This window comes from Nocardiopsis sp. NPDC101807 (genome assembly GCF_044766605.1).
Lineage (GTDB): Bacteria > Actinomycetota > Actinomycetes > Streptosporangiales > Streptosporangiaceae > Nocardiopsis > Nocardiopsis tropica.
The window spans coordinates 240,235-255,422 of sequence record NZ_JBIWMK010000004.1; the positions used below are offsets into that span (position 1 = coordinate 240,235).

Annotated in this window: 15 protein-coding genes; 7 read left to right on the forward strand and 8 right to left on the reverse strand. The window is 74.6% G+C overall.

Annotated features, from left to right (window positions below; translation table 11 throughout):
- The first annotated feature begins 215 nt into the window (after positions 1–215).
- Positions 216–1,229: a lysostaphin resistance A-like protein gene (locus tag ACIRPH_RS14025; RefSeq protein ID WP_402913831.1), complete on the forward strand. Its 1,014-nt coding sequence runs from the start codon at positions 216–218 to the stop codon at positions 1,227–1,229.
- Positions 1,230–1,247: 18 nt separating this feature from the next.
- On the opposite strand, the gene ACIRPH_RS14030 is transcribed toward ACIRPH_RS14025, so the two are convergent.
- Positions 1,248–1,724 (reverse strand): GtrA family protein, encoded by a 477-nt coding sequence (locus tag ACIRPH_RS14030; RefSeq protein WP_402913833.1) that lies wholly within the window; start codon positions 1,722–1,724, stop codon positions 1,248–1,250.
- A 218-nt stretch (positions 1,725–1,942) separates the two neighbouring features.
- Between ACIRPH_RS14030 and ACIRPH_RS14035 the strand changes: the two genes are divergently transcribed.
- Both ACIRPH_RS14035 and purE read left to right on the forward strand, forming a co-directional pair.
- Positions 1,943–3,109 (forward strand): 5-(carboxyamino)imidazole ribonucleotide synthase, encoded by a 1,167-nt coding sequence (locus tag ACIRPH_RS14035; RefSeq protein WP_402913835.1) that lies wholly within the window; start codon positions 1,943–1,945, stop codon positions 3,107–3,109.
- Positions 3,110–3,138: 29 nt separating this feature from the next.
- On the forward strand, positions 3,139–3,639 hold the full coding sequence (gene purE / locus ACIRPH_RS14040; protein ID WP_402914781.1) for a 5-(carboxyamino)imidazole ribonucleotide mutase: 501 nt from the start codon (positions 3,139–3,141) through the stop codon (positions 3,637–3,639).
- Between the two features lie 95 nt (positions 3,640–3,734).
- On the opposite strand, the gene ACIRPH_RS14045 is transcribed toward purE, so the two are convergent.
- Complete coding sequence (locus tag ACIRPH_RS14045) at positions 3,735–4,307, reverse strand: TetR/AcrR family transcriptional regulator (RefSeq protein WP_402913838.1); 573 nt, start codon at positions 4,305–4,307, stop codon at positions 3,735–3,737.
- Positions 4,308–4,378: 71 nt separating this feature from the next.
- On the opposite strand from ACIRPH_RS14045, the gene ACIRPH_RS14050 reads away from it, so the two are divergent.
- The gene (locus ACIRPH_RS14050) at positions 4,379–5,974 is read left to right on the forward strand and encodes an MFS transporter (protein WP_402913839.1); all 1,596 of its coding nucleotides are present in this window, start codon (positions 4,379–4,381) and stop codon (positions 5,972–5,974) included.
- On the opposite strand, the gene ACIRPH_RS14055 is transcribed toward ACIRPH_RS14050, so the two are convergent.
- From ACIRPH_RS14055 to ACIRPH_RS14070, 4 genes are all read right to left on the reverse strand, one after another.
- Positions 5,956–6,678 (reverse strand): TNT domain-containing protein, encoded by a 723-nt coding sequence (locus tag ACIRPH_RS14055; protein ID WP_402913842.1) that lies wholly within the window; start codon positions 6,676–6,678, stop codon positions 5,956–5,958. The genes ACIRPH_RS14050 and ACIRPH_RS14055 overlap by 19 nt on opposite strands.
- Before the next feature lie 232 nt (positions 6,679–6,910).
- Positions 6,911–8,242 carry a UDP-glucose dehydrogenase family protein gene (locus ACIRPH_RS14060; protein ID WP_402913844.1) on the reverse strand — a complete coding sequence of 444 codons (1,332 nt, stop codon included), beginning with the start codon at positions 8,240–8,242 and terminating at the stop codon, positions 6,911–6,913.
- 234 nt (positions 8,243–8,476) lie between these two features.
- Positions 8,477–9,160 (reverse strand): YIP1 family protein, encoded by a 684-nt coding sequence (locus ACIRPH_RS14065; protein ID WP_402913847.1) that lies wholly within the window; start codon positions 9,158–9,160, stop codon positions 8,477–8,479.
- A gap of 22 nt (positions 9,161–9,182) precedes the next feature.
- Positions 9,183–10,688, reverse strand: coding sequence for an LCP family protein (locus tag ACIRPH_RS14070; RefSeq protein WP_402913849.1), 1,506 nt, complete (start codon positions 10,686–10,688; stop codon positions 9,183–9,185).
- Positions 10,689–11,035: 347 nt separating this feature from the next.
- Here ACIRPH_RS14070 and ACIRPH_RS14075 point away from each other — a divergent pair, with 347 nt between their 5' ends.
- From ACIRPH_RS14075 to ACIRPH_RS14085, 3 genes are all read left to right on the forward strand, one after another.
- The gene (locus ACIRPH_RS14075) at positions 11,036–11,275 is read left to right on the forward strand and encodes a TM2 domain-containing protein (protein WP_402913852.1); all 240 of its coding nucleotides are present in this window, start codon (positions 11,036–11,038) and stop codon (positions 11,273–11,275) included.
- A gap of 127 nt (positions 11,276–11,402) precedes the next feature.
- Positions 11,403–12,398: a glycosyltransferase family 2 protein gene (locus ACIRPH_RS14080; RefSeq protein ID WP_402913854.1), complete on the forward strand. Its 996-nt coding sequence runs from the start codon at positions 11,403–11,405 to the stop codon at positions 12,396–12,398.
- Between the two features lie 110 nt (positions 12,399–12,508).
- A complete protein-coding gene (locus tag ACIRPH_RS14085; protein ID WP_402913857.1) occupies positions 12,509–13,573 on the forward strand; it encodes a DUF4429 domain-containing protein in 1,065 nt (354 codons plus the stop codon).
- A gap of 33 nt (positions 13,574–13,606) precedes the next feature.
- Here the strand turns inward: ACIRPH_RS14085 and ACIRPH_RS14090 are convergent, their stop codons facing one another.
- On the reverse strand, positions 13,607–14,389 hold the full coding sequence (locus ACIRPH_RS14090) for a glycerophosphodiester phosphodiesterase (protein WP_402913859.1): 783 nt from the start codon (positions 14,387–14,389) through the stop codon (positions 13,607–13,609).
- A complete protein-coding gene (locus ACIRPH_RS14095) occupies positions 14,386–15,135 on the reverse strand; it encodes a 2-C-methyl-D-erythritol 4-phosphate cytidylyltransferase (RefSeq protein WP_402913861.1) in 750 nt (249 codons plus the stop codon). Before ACIRPH_RS14095 ends, ACIRPH_RS14090 begins: the two co-directional genes overlap by 4 nt.
- Positions 15,136–15,188: the final 53 nt, after the last annotated feature.

The following is a 15,188-nucleotide window of genomic DNA, read 5'->3' on the forward strand; positions in this document are numbered from 1 at the left end:
GATAGTAGTCTCGGCGCACGATGGGAAATGTGCCGCCACCGCCTGGTTCGTCCTGGCCCGCCGCGCCCGAAGGGCCGGAGGGGCGGGCTTCTGGGGCCTACGCGCAGGAGCAGACCTGGGCCGGACCCCCCGGCGGGGGGCGGCTGACACCGCCCGGCGGGCACCCGGCGGTCAACCCCGATCCGGGGGTGTGGGCCTGGCCACCGCCCCGGCCGGTGCGCACGAACGAGTTCGCCTGCGCGGAACTGCCCAGGGGTGAGTCCTATCACAGGCTGGGCCGGACCTCCCGCTTCCGCTGGTGGACGACGCCCCTCGCCCTGGCGGGGTTCGCCGTCCTGCTGTTCTTCCTGTGGATGGCCATCCTGCTCTCGGTCACGATCGTCGCGATCGTCGAGGGCAGCGGGCTCGCCCCCGATTCGGTGCGCATCAGCGAGATCGCCCAGCTGGCCTTCGGCCTGCTGTCGTCGGCCCTGCTCATCCCCATCGTCCTCTTCGTCGTACGGGTGGTCCAGTGGCGCCGCGTCGGCTCCCTGATGTCGGTCGCGGGCCGGGTGCGCTGGGGCTGGCTGGCGGTCTGCACCGCCGCGGCGGTCCTGCCGGTGGCCCTGGGCGTGGCGGCCTTCCTGCCGCTGGCCCGCATCGTCCAGCCCGGCCTGGTGCCCCACCAGGGCGCCGGGGGGACCGAGGTGTTCGCGGCGGCGATGGCGGTCGTCCTGGTCCTGGTCCCGTTCCAGTCCGCGGCCGAGGAGATCACCCTGCGCGGCCTGGTCATGCAGATGGTCGGCGCGCTCGGGGCGCGCCCCGGCGAGCGGGGCGGCGACTCCGCGATGGCCCGGGTGCTGCGCTCCCCGGGTCCCTCGGTCCTGGCGGGCGGCACGCTGTTCGCCGCGCTCTACCTGGCCACGCACCCCGGCGACCTCTGGACCACGGCCGCCCTCGTCGTCATGGGCCTGGGCGCGGCCTGGCTGACCTGGCGGACCGGCGGCCTGGAGGCCGCGATCGCGCTGCACACGGTCAACAGCCTGGTGCAGTTCACGCTGTGCGTCTTCGAGGACCGCCTGTCGGAGATCGGCACGGGAGCCGTCGTCGGCGCGGGGCTGCCCCTGGGCGCCGGCTCGCCGATCGTCCTGCTCCTCACGACGGCCCAGGTCGGCCTGTACACGCTGGGCGTGGTCTGGCTGGCCCGCCGCCGAGGGGTGCGCCGCACCAGCGCCGACACGCCGCGCTGAGCCCGTCCGGTCCGCGGCTCAGGCGATCGGCTCCCGGGGGGCGCCCTCCGCGACCGCCTCCGGGCGCTCGGGGAACACCCACGTCCGGTACGCGAAGAACCGGAACAGCGTGCCGATCCCCACCCCCACCACGTTGCCCGCGACGTTCTGCGCGAGCACCCCGTCCAGGCCGAGCACGTGCACGGAGAACCCCTGGCAGGCCAGCTGGATGGCCAGGCCGACCCCGTTCATCACCAGGAACAGCAGCGTCTCGCGCCCGTAGCCCGTGCGCTCCCGGTCGCCGAACGTCCAGAACCGGTTGCCGACGAACGCGACCGCGATCGAGCACAGTGTCCCGACCACCTGCCCGGACAGCGGGCCCAGGCCCGCCACCCCCCACAGCAGGTTGGTGGCGCCCAGCTGGACCACGTAGGCGACCGCGCCGACGGAACCGAACTTGCCCACCTCCGCGGCGAGCTTCGCGAGCTTGGGATGGCGGGCGGAGAAGTCGCGCACGGCCGTCGCCTCCAGTCGTGTGATCGGGGGTGCGCCTTCGGACGGGCCGCCGACCTGGGGGCGAGAGGGGCTTCCGGCCGCCGTGCGCGCACGCTCTAGACTCTAGCCCGGGGACTTGAGCAGGGCCCCGGCCGCGGGTTCCGAGCCGAACCGGCCAGGCGTCCCCGCAGGGGAGCCGTCCCGTCACCGCGGTTGACGAGCATGTGAGTTGAGGAACTGTGAGCGAGCGTAACCGCACCGTCCCCCGCGTGGGAATGGTCGGAGGTGGCCAACTCTCCCGGATGACCCACCAGGCGGTCATCGGGCTGGGCGTCCACTTCTCCGTCCTGGCCGCCTCCCCCACCGACAGCGCAGCCCTGGTCTGCGGCGACGTCACGCTGGGGGACGACCGCGGCCTGGACGACGTCATGGCCTTCGCCAAGGCCAACGACGTGGTGACCTTCGACCACGAACACGTCCCCGAGCCGGTCCTGCGCGCCGTCGAGGAGGCGGGCGGGCTGCTGCGCCCCGGCCGGGACGCCCTGCGCTTCGCCCAGGACAAGCTGCGCATGCGCACCCGCATGGCCGAGCTGGGCGCCCCGTCCCCGCGGTGGAGGGCCGTCACCGCGCCGGAGCACGTCACCGGGTTCGCCGACGGCGAGGGGGGCACCGGGTGGCCGGTCGTCCTCAAGGCCGCGCGCGGCGGCTACGACGGCAAGGGCGTGTGGATCGCCGCCGACGCCGAGGAGGCGCGGGCGGTCGTGGAACGGGCCGCCGCCGAGGGCGTCCCCCTCCTGGTGGAGGAGAAGGTCGCCTTCTCCCGCGAGCTCGCGGTGCAGGTGGCCCGCTCCCCGCACGGCCAGGTCGCGGTCTACCCGGTCGTGGAGACCGTGCAGCGCGGGGGCATCTGCCACGAGGTCGTCGCCCCCGCCCCCGGCCTCTCCGACGAGAAGGCCACGAGGGCGCAGGAACTCGCCATCGAGATCGCCCAGGCGCTCGACGTCACCGGGGTCCTGGCCGTGGAGCTGTTCGAGACGGCCGAGGGCGTCGTCGTGAACGAACTCGCCATGCGGCCCCACAACTCCGGCCACTGGAGCATCGAGGGCGCCCGCACGTCCCAGTTCGAGCAGCACCTGCGCGCGGTCCTCAACCTGCCCCTGGGGTCGCCGCGCACCAACGCCCCCTTCACCGTCATGGCCAACCTGCTGGGCGGCACGGACCCCGACGTCTACAGCCGCTACCTGCACGTGATGGCCAAGGACCCCGAGGTGAAGGTGCACTTCTACGGCAAGGACGTGCGTCCGGGCCGCAAGATCGGGCACGTCACAGTGATGGGCGACGACCACCAGGACCTCCTGGAGCGCGCCCGCGACGCTGCCGCCTACCTGCGAGGAGACGACCAGTGAGCAACCAGGCCCCCGTCGTGGGCATCGTGATGGGCTCGGACTCGGACTGGCCGGTGATGCGCGAGGCCGCCGAGGCACTGCGCGAGTTCGACGTGCCGTTCGAGGCCGACGTGGTGTCCGCGCACCGTATGCCGCACGAGATGATCTCCTACGGGGAGGAGGCCGCCGGACGCGGCCTGAAGGCGGTCATCGCCGGGGCGGGCGGCGCCGCCCACCTGCCCGGCATGCTGGCCTCCGTGACCACGCTGCCCGTGATCGGCGTCCCGGTGCCGCTCAAGTACCTCGACGGCATGGACTCCCTGCTGTCCATCGTCCAGATGCCGGCGGGCGTCCCGGTGGCGACGGTGGCCGTGGGCGCGGCGCGCAACGCGGGCCTGCTGGCGGTGCGGATGCTCGCGGCGCACGACCCGGAGCTGTCCGGGCGGATGAAGAAGTTCCAGGAGGAGCTGAGGTCCCAGGCCCACGCCAAGGGCGAGCGCCTGCGGCGCGAGGTCGCCGAGGGCGGCAGGCCCACCGGCTTCGGCCTCTAGCCGCGCGGGCACCGGGGCCTCCGCGGACCGCGCCCCGAGCGGCCCCGGCGCCCCGAGCGGCGCCGGGGCCGCGCCGTGCCCGGGGCGGAGGCGTGTCAGCCGGAGGCGGGCAGGAGCGCGCGCAGGCCGTCCATCGCCTGGTCGACGGTGGGCAGCGCCTCCGGGTCCACGAGGAACTGGATCACGTAGCCGGCGATGAGGTTGTAGACCAGCGACCCCAGGCCCGCGACGGTGCCGGGGTCGACCTCGCCGGGCTCCACGCCCAGGATCATCGCGGCCAGCTCCCGGCGGCCCCCGGCCAGCCCCTCGGCGAGGGCCTCGCGGACGCCCTCGTCGAACTCGGCCTGCGTGAAGGCCTGGACGCTGGCCACCAGCAGGTCCCGCTCCTCCGGCAGGGACGCGAAGACGGAGCCGAGCAGGGCGCGCATCCGCTGTTCGGGCTCCTGCGAGCGGGAGGCGTCGACGGCCGCCTGGAAGGAGTCGCCCCACTCGCCGGACGCCTCCAGCACCGCCGCGTTCATGAGGTTGTCCTTGGACCCGAAGTGGTAACCGATGGACGCCAGGTGCGCCCCGGACGCGGCGGCGATGTCGCGGGCCGTGGTCTTGCCGTACCCCTTTTCGACCAGGCACTTCCTGGCGCCTGCCAGCAGGTCGTCTCGTTGGCTCATACGGGGATCCTAGCATTTTTGTACGTACGTACATATTGACCTCTGATTTTGACGTACGTACGATCAAAGGCATGCACACCCCACCGAACACGACGGGCCGCCGGGCCGCGCCGCGCGCCTGGGCCGGACTCGTCCTCCTCCTGATCCCGGCGCTGCTGGTGTCCATGGACATCTCGATCCTCTTCGTCGCCGCACCCGCCATCGCCGAGGCGCTCGAACCCGGCGCCACCCAGTGGCTGTGGATGATGGACGTCTACGGCTTCGTCCTCGCCGGCCTCCTCGTCACGATGGGCGGCCTGGGGGACCGCCTCGGGCGCCGCAGGCTGCTCCTCGCCGGCGCCGCGCTCTTCGGCGCGGCCTCGGCGCTCCTGGCCTTCGCGCCCAACGCCGAGCTCTTCATCGCGGGCCGGGCCCTCCTCGGCCTCGCCGGGGCGACCCTCGCCCCGTCCACGCTGTCCCTCATCCGCAGCATGTTCACCGACCCCCGGCAGCGCGGGGCGGCCGTCGGCGCCTGGACCGTCGCCTTCACCGGCGGCGCCGTCGCCGGTCCGATCCTCGGCGGCCTGCTCCTGGAGTTCTTCTGGTGGGGCTCGGCCTTCCTGGTCAACCTGCCGTTCATGGTCCTGCTGGTCGCCCTCGCGCCGTTCCTCGTCCCGGAGTCGCGCGACCCGGGCGCGGCCGGCTTCGACCTCCCCGGCGCGGGCGCCTCGCTCGTCGCCGTCCTCGGACTGGTCTACGCGGCCAAGCGCTTCGCCGAGCACGGCATCGAGTTCCAGGGCGTCGTCGCCCTGCTCGTCGGCACGGCGTTCCTGGCGCTGTTCGCGGTCCGCCAGCGCCGCGCCGAGCACCCGCTCGTCGACGTCGCGCTCTTCGCCCGCCCCGCGTTCAGCGCCGCCGTGGGCAGCAACACCGCCGTGGCCTTCGCCGCCGCAGGACTCGGCCTCCTGGTCTTCACGTTCCTCCAGACCGTGCACGGCCTCAGCCCGCTCCAGGCCGCGCTGTGGTCCCTGCCCGTGTTCGCCGGCACCGTCCTCGGCGCCGTCCTGGCGGGCGCCGCCTCGCCGAGGGTCCGCCCCGGCCCCCTGATGGCCGCGGGCCTGCTGGCGGGCTCCGCCGGGTTCGCCGTGGTGGGGACCGTGGAGGCGGACTCGCCGCTGGCCGTCCTCGTCGTCGGGTACACGGTGACGACCTTCGGCGTCGGCGTCGTCGGCACCCTCGCGAACGGCCTCGTGCTGGCCGCGGCGCCGCCCGAGCGGGCCGGCGCCGCCGCCGGGGTCTCCGAGACCAGCACCGAGTTCGGGTCGGCCCTGGGCATCGCGGTCCTCGGCACCGCCGCGACGGGGATCTACCGCAGGGCCATGGAGGAGGGCCCGTCCGGCGCGGAGGGGCCCGCGGGCGAGACCGTCGCCGGCGCCGTCGCCGCCGCGCCGCGGTCGGAGGACCCCGGGGCCCTGCTCGACGCGGCCTTCGCCGCCTACACCGCCGGGGTCTCCACCGCCGCCCTCACCGGCGCGGCCGTGCTCGCGGTCGCCGCCCTCCTCGTCGCCGCGGCCCTGCGGGGCCTGCCCCCGGGGGCAGGAGGGGAACCCGTCGGGGCCGCCGGTGGGGAGGGCGCCCCGGCGGCGGGCGCCCCGGCGGCGGACCGGGATCAGGCCCCGAGGGCGTAGCGCCGGGGGGCCGCGCACTCCTCGGCGGGCCTCTGCTCCAGGTAGCCCCACTCCAGGAGGTCGCTCACCGGCACGTACCCGTCGCCCTGCGCCTCGGGGAGCTCCCCGGCCGGTGCGAGGACCTGCTCACCGCCGCCCGGCTGCTCGAAGTGCGGCGCGATCGGGCCCACCAGGGCGGTGAACCCCGTCGCCACCTCGTAGCAGTTGTAGTTGTGCTCGGGTCCGCCGGGCCAGGTGTTGAGGGAGTCCGGCGGCAGCGCCCGGCGCTCGTACGGCGCGCCCGCCGGGGCCAGGAAGGTGCCACGCGGCGATCCGAACCGGTCCAGCATCCGTCCCTCGCGGAGGCGTCGGAGCCCGTTCACCGGCTCGCCGTCCACCACCACGAAACCCATGTGCTCGGGGTAGTCCCAGCCCTGGGGGGTGGCCCACCTGTCCAGGAACTCCGCCGGGGTGAGGTCGCCGAGCCTGTCGTAGGAGCGGACGAGCGACCCCACGGGGCCCTCCGAGGGGAGCTCGGCGGGCCCGAGGCGTCGGTCGCCGCACAGGTACGCCGCCAGGTCCTCCTCGGTGGGCGGGGGATCGAGCACCGGACAGCCGGCCTGCGGCGCGGACGGCGCCCCGGGAGGGGCCGGCACGTCGGCGTGGGCGGGCGGCGCCACCAGGAGCAGGGCCAGTGCGGCGCCTGCCACCGCGGAGAGCTTCACGAATCGGACTCCGTTCGTTTCCTCGGGCGCCGACCCGGTGCCGGCCGCCCGCATTCGACCACGGAGTGAAGTGAAGCACGGACGGACGGTCACCACCCGGGGTTCGCCGGAACTGCCGACCGGAGGAGGGGAGGGGCGCCCCGCCCCACGCGGTCGCCGGGGGGCGGCTCCCGCTCCGGGAACGCCGGAGGCCGGCCCCCTCGGGGACCGGCCGTCAGGAGCGGGTCGGGGCCTACTGGCGGCCGAGGGCCCGGTAGGCCCACCCCGAGGCCCGCCAGAACGTGGGGTCGAGGGCGTTGCGCCCGTCCACGATCCTCTTCCGGGCCACCACGGTGGCCAGCTCCTCCGGGTTGGCCTCGCGGAACTCGGTCCACTCGGTGAGCAGGAGCACCACGTCCGCCCCCCGCGCCGCCTCCAGCATGGAGTCGGCGTAGTTCAGCTGCGGGTGCTCCGCGCGGGCGCGCTCCAGCGCCACCGGGTCGTACACCGTCACCTGGGCGCCGAGCGACGCGATGGTCGAGGCGACGTCCAGCGCGGGCGAGTCCCGGATGTCGTCGGAGTTCGGCTTGAACGCCGCTCCCAGGACGGTGACCGTGCGGCCGGCGAAGCTGCCGCCGATCAGCTGGCGGGCGAGGTCGATGGTGCGGGCGCGGCGGCGCTGGTTGATCGCGTCCACCTCCCGCAGGAACGACAGGGCGGGCTCCACGCCCAGCTCGTCGGCGCGCGCCATGAACGCGCGGATGTCCTTGGGCAGGCAGCCGCCGCCGAAGCCCAGGCCGGGGCCCAGGAACTTGCCGCCGATCCGGTCGTCGTACGACAGGGCCTCGGCCAGCTGGATCACGTCGGCGCCCGCGACCTCGGACACCTCGGCCATCGCGTTGATGAAGGAGATCTTCGTGGCCAGGAACGCGTTGGCCGACACCTTGACGAGTTCGGCGGTCTGGAGGTCGGTCACCAGGAAGGGGACGCCCTCGTCGACCTGCTGCTGCCACAGGGCGCGCACGGCCTTCTCGACCCGGGGCGAGTCGGTGCCGATCACGATCCGGTTGGGGCGCAGGGTGTCCTCGACGCCGAAGCCCTCGCGCAGGAACTCGGGGCTCCACCCCAGTTCGGCCTCCCCGCCCACGGGGGCGAGCGCGGCCAGCCGCGCGGCCAGGGTCGCGGCGGTGCCCACCGGGACGGTGGAGCGGCCGACGACCACGGCGGGACGGTGCAGGTGCGGGGCGAGCTGGTCGATCGCGGCGTTGACGTAGCGCAGGTCGGCCGCGCCGGACTCGTCGCGCTGGGGGGTGCCCACGCAGATCAGGTGCAGGTCCGCGAACTCGGCGACCTCGCTGAAGGAGGTGGTGAAGCCGAGGCGCCCGGTCTCCAGGCTCTTGCCGAGCAGTTCGTCGAGGCCCGGCTCGAAGAAGGGCACCCTGCCGGAGCGGAGCATCTCGATCTTGGCCTCGTCGACGTCGAGCCCCAGCACCTCGAACCCCATCTCGGCCAGGCAGGCCGCGGTGGTGGCGCCCAGGTAACCGGTACCGATGACGGAGACGCGCATACGGTCCGCTTCGACCACTGGTTGAGTCCTTCCTCGCTTTCGTCCGTCGCCTGTGCCGGTGGTTGTTCCCGCAGAAGGCGGTCAACACCCCGGTGGAGGGCAGAAAACGGACATGGTTCGGCCGACGGGGGTGCCCCGGGGGCGCGATGCATCACCTTACGCGCCGAGGTGTGGCGCATGACCGAACACCGCGTGAACAGTCAGGCGCTCAGGTTACCGGTGGGTGCGGCCCCTCGGCCACGGGGGCGCGGCTCAGCGGGGACCGCCCCGGAAGGGGCCCGCCCCGCCGCTCTCGTCGTCCAGGGGCGTCCAGGTCGCGCCGGACGCGTCCCGCCGGAAGGGGGTCGTGGTCCGGTCCGGGTCACCGGCGAAGGGATCGTCCCGGTCGAGGACGGGGGACGGTGCGGGCACCGCGTCCGGAACGGTGTCGCCCACGGGACCGCGGTCGCCCCGCGGGGCCCCGCCCGCCCCGTCGGGAACGGCGCCGCGGTACCGGTCCCGGCCGGGACCGGTCAGGGGGGCGGGGAGCCCGGCGTCGGCGGCCGTCCGCCAGCGGGCCGGCATGGCCGCCGAGACCAGCAGCAGCGTCCCGAGCGGCAGCCCCACCGCGAGGCCCGCGCCGGCCGGGTACAGGAAGCTCTCGTCGTTCAGCCACGCCAGGGCGGGGCCCATCGACGCGGGATGCACGGCCGGCCACAGGCACAGCGCCGTGAGCAGGGCCCCCGACGCCCCTGCCGCCAGCGGGGACGCCCGGGACGCGACCAGGTAGGCGCACACGCCCCCGGTGAGGCACGACACGGCCGCCGACAGCACCGTCGCGACGCCCACGTCGCCCTCGGCGAGCCGCGGGAGGGCCTCGGCCGACCAGGCGACGGCGACCCACAGCACGGGGGCGAGGGCGATACCGGCGAGCAGGCCGACCAGGTGTCGGAGCACAGGAGTCCTTCCTTCGCGGGGGTCACCCGCAGACGTTGTCCCGGGCGGTCGAGGTGGAGAGGCCCTCGGAGGCGGAGGGCTCCGCCTCCGGCCCGGGGGACTCCGCGCCGTCCGGGGCGTGGAACCCGGTGTAGTCGGATCCGATCACGACCTGGAGCTCGCCGTCCAGGGCGGCGTCCTCGACGGCCTCCGCGCCGGGGATCATCCCGGCCACGTACGCGGCGTCGGCCCCGTCGTCCGGCCCGTGCCTCACCTCGGTCGTCGGCACGTCGTTGCTGCTCCAGTTCTCGGCGGGCGCGGTCAGCGCGAAGCCCGCCCCGGTCAGGCCCTCGTCCACCTGCGCGCCGAGGCCGGGGGTCCCGACCCCGTTGAACACCCTCACCCGGACGTCACCGGGGTCCGGGTCGCCGCTCCCCCCGGCCGGGGCCTCCTCCCCGGGCTCGGCGACCGGCCGGTCGGCGCGGACCGCGGCGAACAGCTCCCGGGAGGCCGGCTCGTCCCACAGCAGGGCGACGTCGCCGCGCGGCGTCCAGTGGTTCATGTCGGCGATGGGGACCTGGGTGAAGGTGACGGCCCCCATGTCCAGGTCGCGCATCTGGTAGGCGAGCTCGTTGATCGTGCTGGTGTCCAGGCCGGAGTCCACCGTCACCGAGGAGAGGGCGCTGTCCAGGAACGCGGTCAGCTTGGCGGGGTCGGACAGGGTCTCGCTGCTCAGCGCCCGGTCGAGCATCGCGGACAGCACCTGCTGCTGGCGGTCGATCCGGTCCAGGTCACCGCGCGACGTGGCGCGGGTGCGGGCGAAGGCCAGGGCCTCGGTCCCGTCCACCTCGTGCGTGCCCGCGGCCATGTCCAGCTGCGCCTTGGGGTCGTCGACGGGCTCGGGCAGGCACACCTGGATGCCGCCCAGGGCGTCGACCACGTCGACGAAGCCGTGGAAGTCCACCTCGACGTAGTGGTCGATCCGCACGTCGGTCACCGACTCGACGGTCCGGACGGCCAGCTGCGGCCCGCCGTAGGCGTAGGCGGCGTTGATCTTGTCCTCGCCCTCGCCCGGGATGTCCACCCACAGGTCGCGGGGGATGCCGACGACGGTCACGCGGTCGCGCTCGTGGTTGAGCCGCACCAGCATCATGCTGTCGGAGCGCCGGCCCGGGGTCGAGCCGACGCTCAGGTCGTTCCGGTCCTCCTGGTCGACCTCCTCGCGGCTGTCGGAGCCGATCACCAGGAAGGTCAGGCCGCCGGTCGCCTCCGGCCGGTCGCCGTCCGACAGGCCGGAGAACACGTCGAACCTGTTCAGGGAGCCGGACATCCATCCGGTGAGGGCCCACGAGGTGCCCGAGGCGAGCAGGACGAGGACGGAGAAGGCGCCCATCAGGAGCAGACCCGTGCGGCGCCGCCGCGCGGCCCTGCTGGGAACGGTCACCCGGCCCGACCTGGGGGACCGGCGGTCCTCCGGCGGCAGCGGCTGGGAACGCTCTCGCCGGAAGCCGTCCCCCGGCCCCTGCGTTCCCGAGCTGTCGTCGCTCATCGGCGTCCCCGTCCCAACCGACCCACGGTGTCCTTATCCCTAGGTTGTCACCCGATCCGCCGAAGAGCGCGGGATGTCAACCCTCGGCGTGTTGTCCTCCGCTTTGGGTAGGACGCGGCCGGAGCCGCCGGGGTTCCGCCGGCACGGGGAGCCGTCCTGAGGCGTATCCGGTACCAGCGTGTGACCGAAATCCATGGCCTTGGAGTGACTTACGCGCAAAAATGATCGTTTCCGGTACGCGCACGGCGGCCCCCCGCTTCCGGGGAGCGCCGCACTGCCCGCCCGCCGCGGACCGGTCGCAACCCCTTCCCCTTTCCCTTTTCCCCGCACCATCCCGGAGTACCACCATGTACCAGCAGCCCCAGTACGAAGCCGTGTCCCCGAAGAACTGGCTCACCACGCTCCTGCTCAGCCTCTTCCTCGGCGGTCTCGGGGTCCACCGCTTCTACGTCGGCAAGACCGGCACCGGCGTCCTCATGCTGATCACCTGCGGAGGCGCCGGCGTCTGGGCCCTCATCGACCTGATCATGGTCATCATGGGCAACTTCAAGGACGCCCAGGGCCTGCCCGTCAAGAACCAGGGCTGACCCGTCGGCGGCGCGGCCCGGCGGCGATCCCGCCGGGCGCTCCGGGCCGTACGGGTGCAGTACCGTTGACGCGCGCGAGGGAAGCCCCTCGCGAGTCCCCGACACGTCTTGACCTTGGGAAGTGCCCGTGTCCTGGCCGCCTGTCTCCGTCGTCATGCCCGTACTCAACGAAGAACGCCACCTCGCCTCGGCGGTGGAGCACGTCCTCGCCCAGGAGTACCCGGGCGAACTGGAGGTCGTGCTCGGGGTGGGCCCCTCCTCGGACCGCACCCGCGAGGTCGCCGACGGGCTCGCCGCCGCCGACCCCCGCGTCAAGGTGGTGGACAACCCCACCGGCAGGACCCCGGCCGGCCTCAACGCCGCCATCGGCGCCTCCTCGCACGACATCGTCGCCCGTATCGACGGGCACGCCATGATGCCCTCCGACTACCTCCGTGTGGCCGTGGAGACCCTGCGCGAGACCGGCGCCGACAACGTCGGCGGCATCATGGCCGCCGAGGGCACCACCCCCTGGGAGAAGGCCGTCGCCGCCGCCATGACCTCCAAGGTGGGCGTCGGCAACGCGCGCTTCCACACCGGGGGCGAGGGCGGTCCCGCCGACACCGTCTACCTGGGCGTCTTCCGGCGCTCGGCGCTGGAGCGCGTCGGCGGCTACGACGAGGCCTTCCTCCGCGCCCAGGACTGGGAGATGAACCACCGCATCCGCACCACGGGCGGCACCGTGTGGTTCCAGCCGCGGATGACGGTCTCCTACCGGCCGCGCCGCAACGTGCGGCTGCTCGCCAAGCAGTACTTCCACTACGGCCGCTGGCGGAGGGTGGTCGCCCGCCAGCACAAGGGCACCATGAACCTGCGCTACCTGGCGCCCCCCGTCGCCCTGACCGGGGTGGTCGCGGGCCTGGTCGGCGGGTTCGCGTTCTGGCCCCTGTTCCTGGTCCCCGCCGCCTACCTGGCGCTGGTCACCGCCGCGTCCGTGCCCCTCGGCCGGGGGCTGCCGGCCGCCGGCCTGCCGCTGATCCCGCTGGCCCTGGCCACCATGCACATGTCGTGGGGCGCCGGCTTCATCACCAGCCCGCCCGGACTCGGCTCGGACTCGCGCACCGCGCAGGGCGCCAGCGCCTGACGCGCCCGCCGCCGCGGGTCCCGCGAAGACGGCCGTGTCCGGCCAGGGGCCGCCCTCGCACCGGGGGCGGCCCCTCTGCTACCCAGGGAGCAGGACACGGAGAGGAACCCATGGACGAGTTGCGGGGCGACCAGGCCGCGTGGCGGTTCGACGGCGAGTCGATCGCGATCGCGTACGAGACGAAGGGCTGGTTCAAGAGCCCCCTCCTGAAACTCCTCGGCGGCCTGAGCGTGCCGCTCGCGGCGGTGGAGGAGGTGGACTTCCGACCCGGGGCGGCGCGCAAGGGCGGCTGGGCCATGAACCTGCGGCTGCGGGAGCGGATGGACCCCTACGCCGCGGTCGGGGCGATGCTCGACGAGCGGGCACAGCCCTTCAGGCTGACGGGGCCCGCGTCGACGGAGCTGGTCGCCGAGTACCTCGCGGACCAGGTGAGGTTCGCCGCCGGGCAGGCCGGGGAGCCCGACGGCGCGACCCCGGCGGCCCTCGTCCCGCCGCTGCCGCTGCACGTCAGGACCTCCGAGGGGACCGCCCACCTCGACCGGGGGCGCCTGACCCTGGTGTGGGGCGGGGGGCACGCGAGCGGTTTCAAGAAGAAGCAGCAGCGCCGCGAGTTCGACCTGGCCGACATCGCCGCCGTCGAGTGGTCCCCCCTCGACGACTGGGGCTGGGGCTTCGTCCGGGTGATCACCGCCGACGGGGCGGGGCAGGCCGCGGCCAAGCCCCGGAACGACCTCAACGTGCTGCGCGCGGGGGAGGAGGGCAGCGAGATCCACCAGGTGTTCCTCCTCGCCGCCACCGTCACCGCGCACATGTGGGCCCGGGACGCCCGGGCGCGGCCCGCGCCCGGTGCGGGCGGAACACCGGGCGACGGCCGGACCGGGCGGGACGACGACGCCTGGTGGAGGGACACCGCCAGGAGCGCGCTGGACGCCGTGCGCCGCTCCGCGCTCGCCCTGAACCGTCCCGGCGGCGCCCCCGCGGAGAGCGACGGGCCGGGCGCCGACGGAGGGGCCGCGCCGGGGGAGGGGCGGGCCTCCGAGGACGTTCGCGTCGGGGGCGCCGACACCGCGTGGATCTTCGAGCAGATCGAACGCCTCGGGGAGCTGCACGCGAAGGGCCTGCTCACCGACGAGGAGTTCTCCGCGAAGAAGGCCGAGCTCCTCGGCCGGATCTGACCCTCCCGGACCCGGCCCGCCGTGCCCGGGGCCTCAGCCCCCTGTGCGGGCCCCGCCCTCCCGGGCCTTGAGGGCGGAGACCGCTCCGGGCACGTCGTCCACCACGACCGCGTCCATGCCCGCCTCCGCGAAACGGGCCGCGTCGACCGGGTCCGGGCACCAGGAGACCACTTCCAGCCCCGCCCGGTGCGCCAGGTCCACGGTGTACGGCACCGAACGGCGGCCCGGCCGGGGGGCGTCGCCGGTCAGCCCGAACGACCGCGCGTCCACCGCGACGATCGCGCACCCCAGGCCGGCGGCGCCCGCCACGGCCTGGTCCAGCGGGTTGCGCACGAACGGCATCCACGCCGTCGGCACCTCCGGGGCGCCCCCGTGGACGGCCACGAGGACGCCGGGGTCGAACGAGCAGACGAACACCCGGCGACGTTTGGCCTCACGGCGCAGGTACGGGAGGAGAAGGGAGGCCGTCCGCCGTGACGGAGCGTCGACCGCGTCCTCCATGACCGACTTGACGTCCACGTCCAGCCCGACCCCCGCGGGGATCGCCGCGAGCCCCTCGTCCAGTCCGGTCAGCCCCGCCGCGGCGCACTCCCGCACGGTCAGGTCGACGATCGCCCGGCCGTCGGCCAGGGCGGCGTCGTGGTGGAGCACCAGCGCGTCGTCGGCCGTGCGGCGCACGTCGACCTCCACCCAGTCCGCCCCGGCCGCGGCCGCCGCCGCGTAGGACTCCGGCGAGTTCTCGCGGGCGCCGTCCACCACGCCGCGCCCCGCGCCGCGGTGCCCGATGACCTCGGTGGCCCCGAAGACCCGGCTCACGAGTCCGCCTCCGCCGGGACGGCGCGGGCGCGGGCCCGGCGCAGCAGCGTCTCGGCGACCTCCACGTCCCCCGGGTTCGTCACCTTGATGTTGTCCTCCTCGCCGGGCACGATCCGCACCTCCTCGCCGGGCAGGTACCGCAGCACCACCCCGCAGTCGTCCGTGGCGACCAGCCCCGGGTCGGCCATCGCCAGGGCGTAGGCGCGGCGCGCCACGCCCAGACGGAACCCCTGCGGGGTCTGCATGCGGCGCAGCTCCGAGCGCGGCGGCACCTGGACGACGGCCTCGCCGCCGGTCCGGCCGGGGGCCACCCTGACGACCGTGTCGGCGCTGGGCACCGCCACCCCGACGGCGCCCGCCTCCCCCAGCGCCGCGACGCACGCGCCGATCGTGGCGGGACGCACGAGCGGCCGGGCCGCGTCGTGCAGCAGGGCCAGGTCGGTGTCGGCCGCGCCCCCCATCGCGGAGAGGGCGGCGTACGAGGTGTCGGTGCGGGTCCCCCCGCCGGGAAGCACGGCGGTGACCTTGGTGAACCCCGCGGAGGCGACGACGTCCTCCACCCTTCCCACGTACTCCCGCACCATGAGGACCAGGATCTCGTCCACCTCCGGGCACGCCTCGAACGCGGCGATGGAGTGCTCGATGATGGGCCGCCCCTCCAGGGGCAGCAACTGCTTGGGGGAGGGGGCGCCCATGCGGGCGCCGACCCCTCCGGCCAGAACCGCCGCGATCACACGCGGGCGCATGGCCCCACCTCTTCCGTCCACGGCTGGTGTCGCCGTTCCCTTGGCCGCACTCG

Excerpts from the sequence above, each read along its gene's own strand:
- purE (WP_402914781.1), top strand. The coding sequence starts at position 3,139 with ATGGGCTCGGACTCGGACTGGCCGGTGATGCGCGAGGCCGCCGAGGCA.
- ACIRPH_RS14045 (WP_402913838.1), bottom strand. The coding sequence starts at position 4,307 with ATGAGCCAACGAGACGACCTGCTGGCAGGCGCCAGGAAGTGCCTGGTC.
- ACIRPH_RS14050 (WP_402913839.1), top strand. The coding sequence starts at position 4,379 with ATGCACACCCCACCGAACACGACGGGCCGCCGGGCCGCGCCGCGCGCC.
- ACIRPH_RS14070 (WP_402913849.1), bottom strand. The coding sequence starts at position 10,688 with ATGAGCGACGACAGCTCGGGAACGCAGGGGCCGGGGGACGGCTTCCGG.
- ACIRPH_RS14075 (WP_402913852.1), top strand. The coding sequence starts at position 11,036 with ATGTACCAGCAGCCCCAGTACGAAGCCGTGTCCCCGAAGAACTGGCTC.
- ACIRPH_RS14085 (WP_402913857.1), top strand. The coding sequence starts at position 12,509 with ATGGACGAGTTGCGGGGCGACCAGGCCGCGTGGCGGTTCGACGGCGAG.
- ACIRPH_RS14095 (WP_402913861.1), bottom strand. The coding sequence starts at position 15,135 with ATGCGCCCGCGTGTGATCGCGGCGGTTCTGGCCGGAGGGGTCGGCGCC.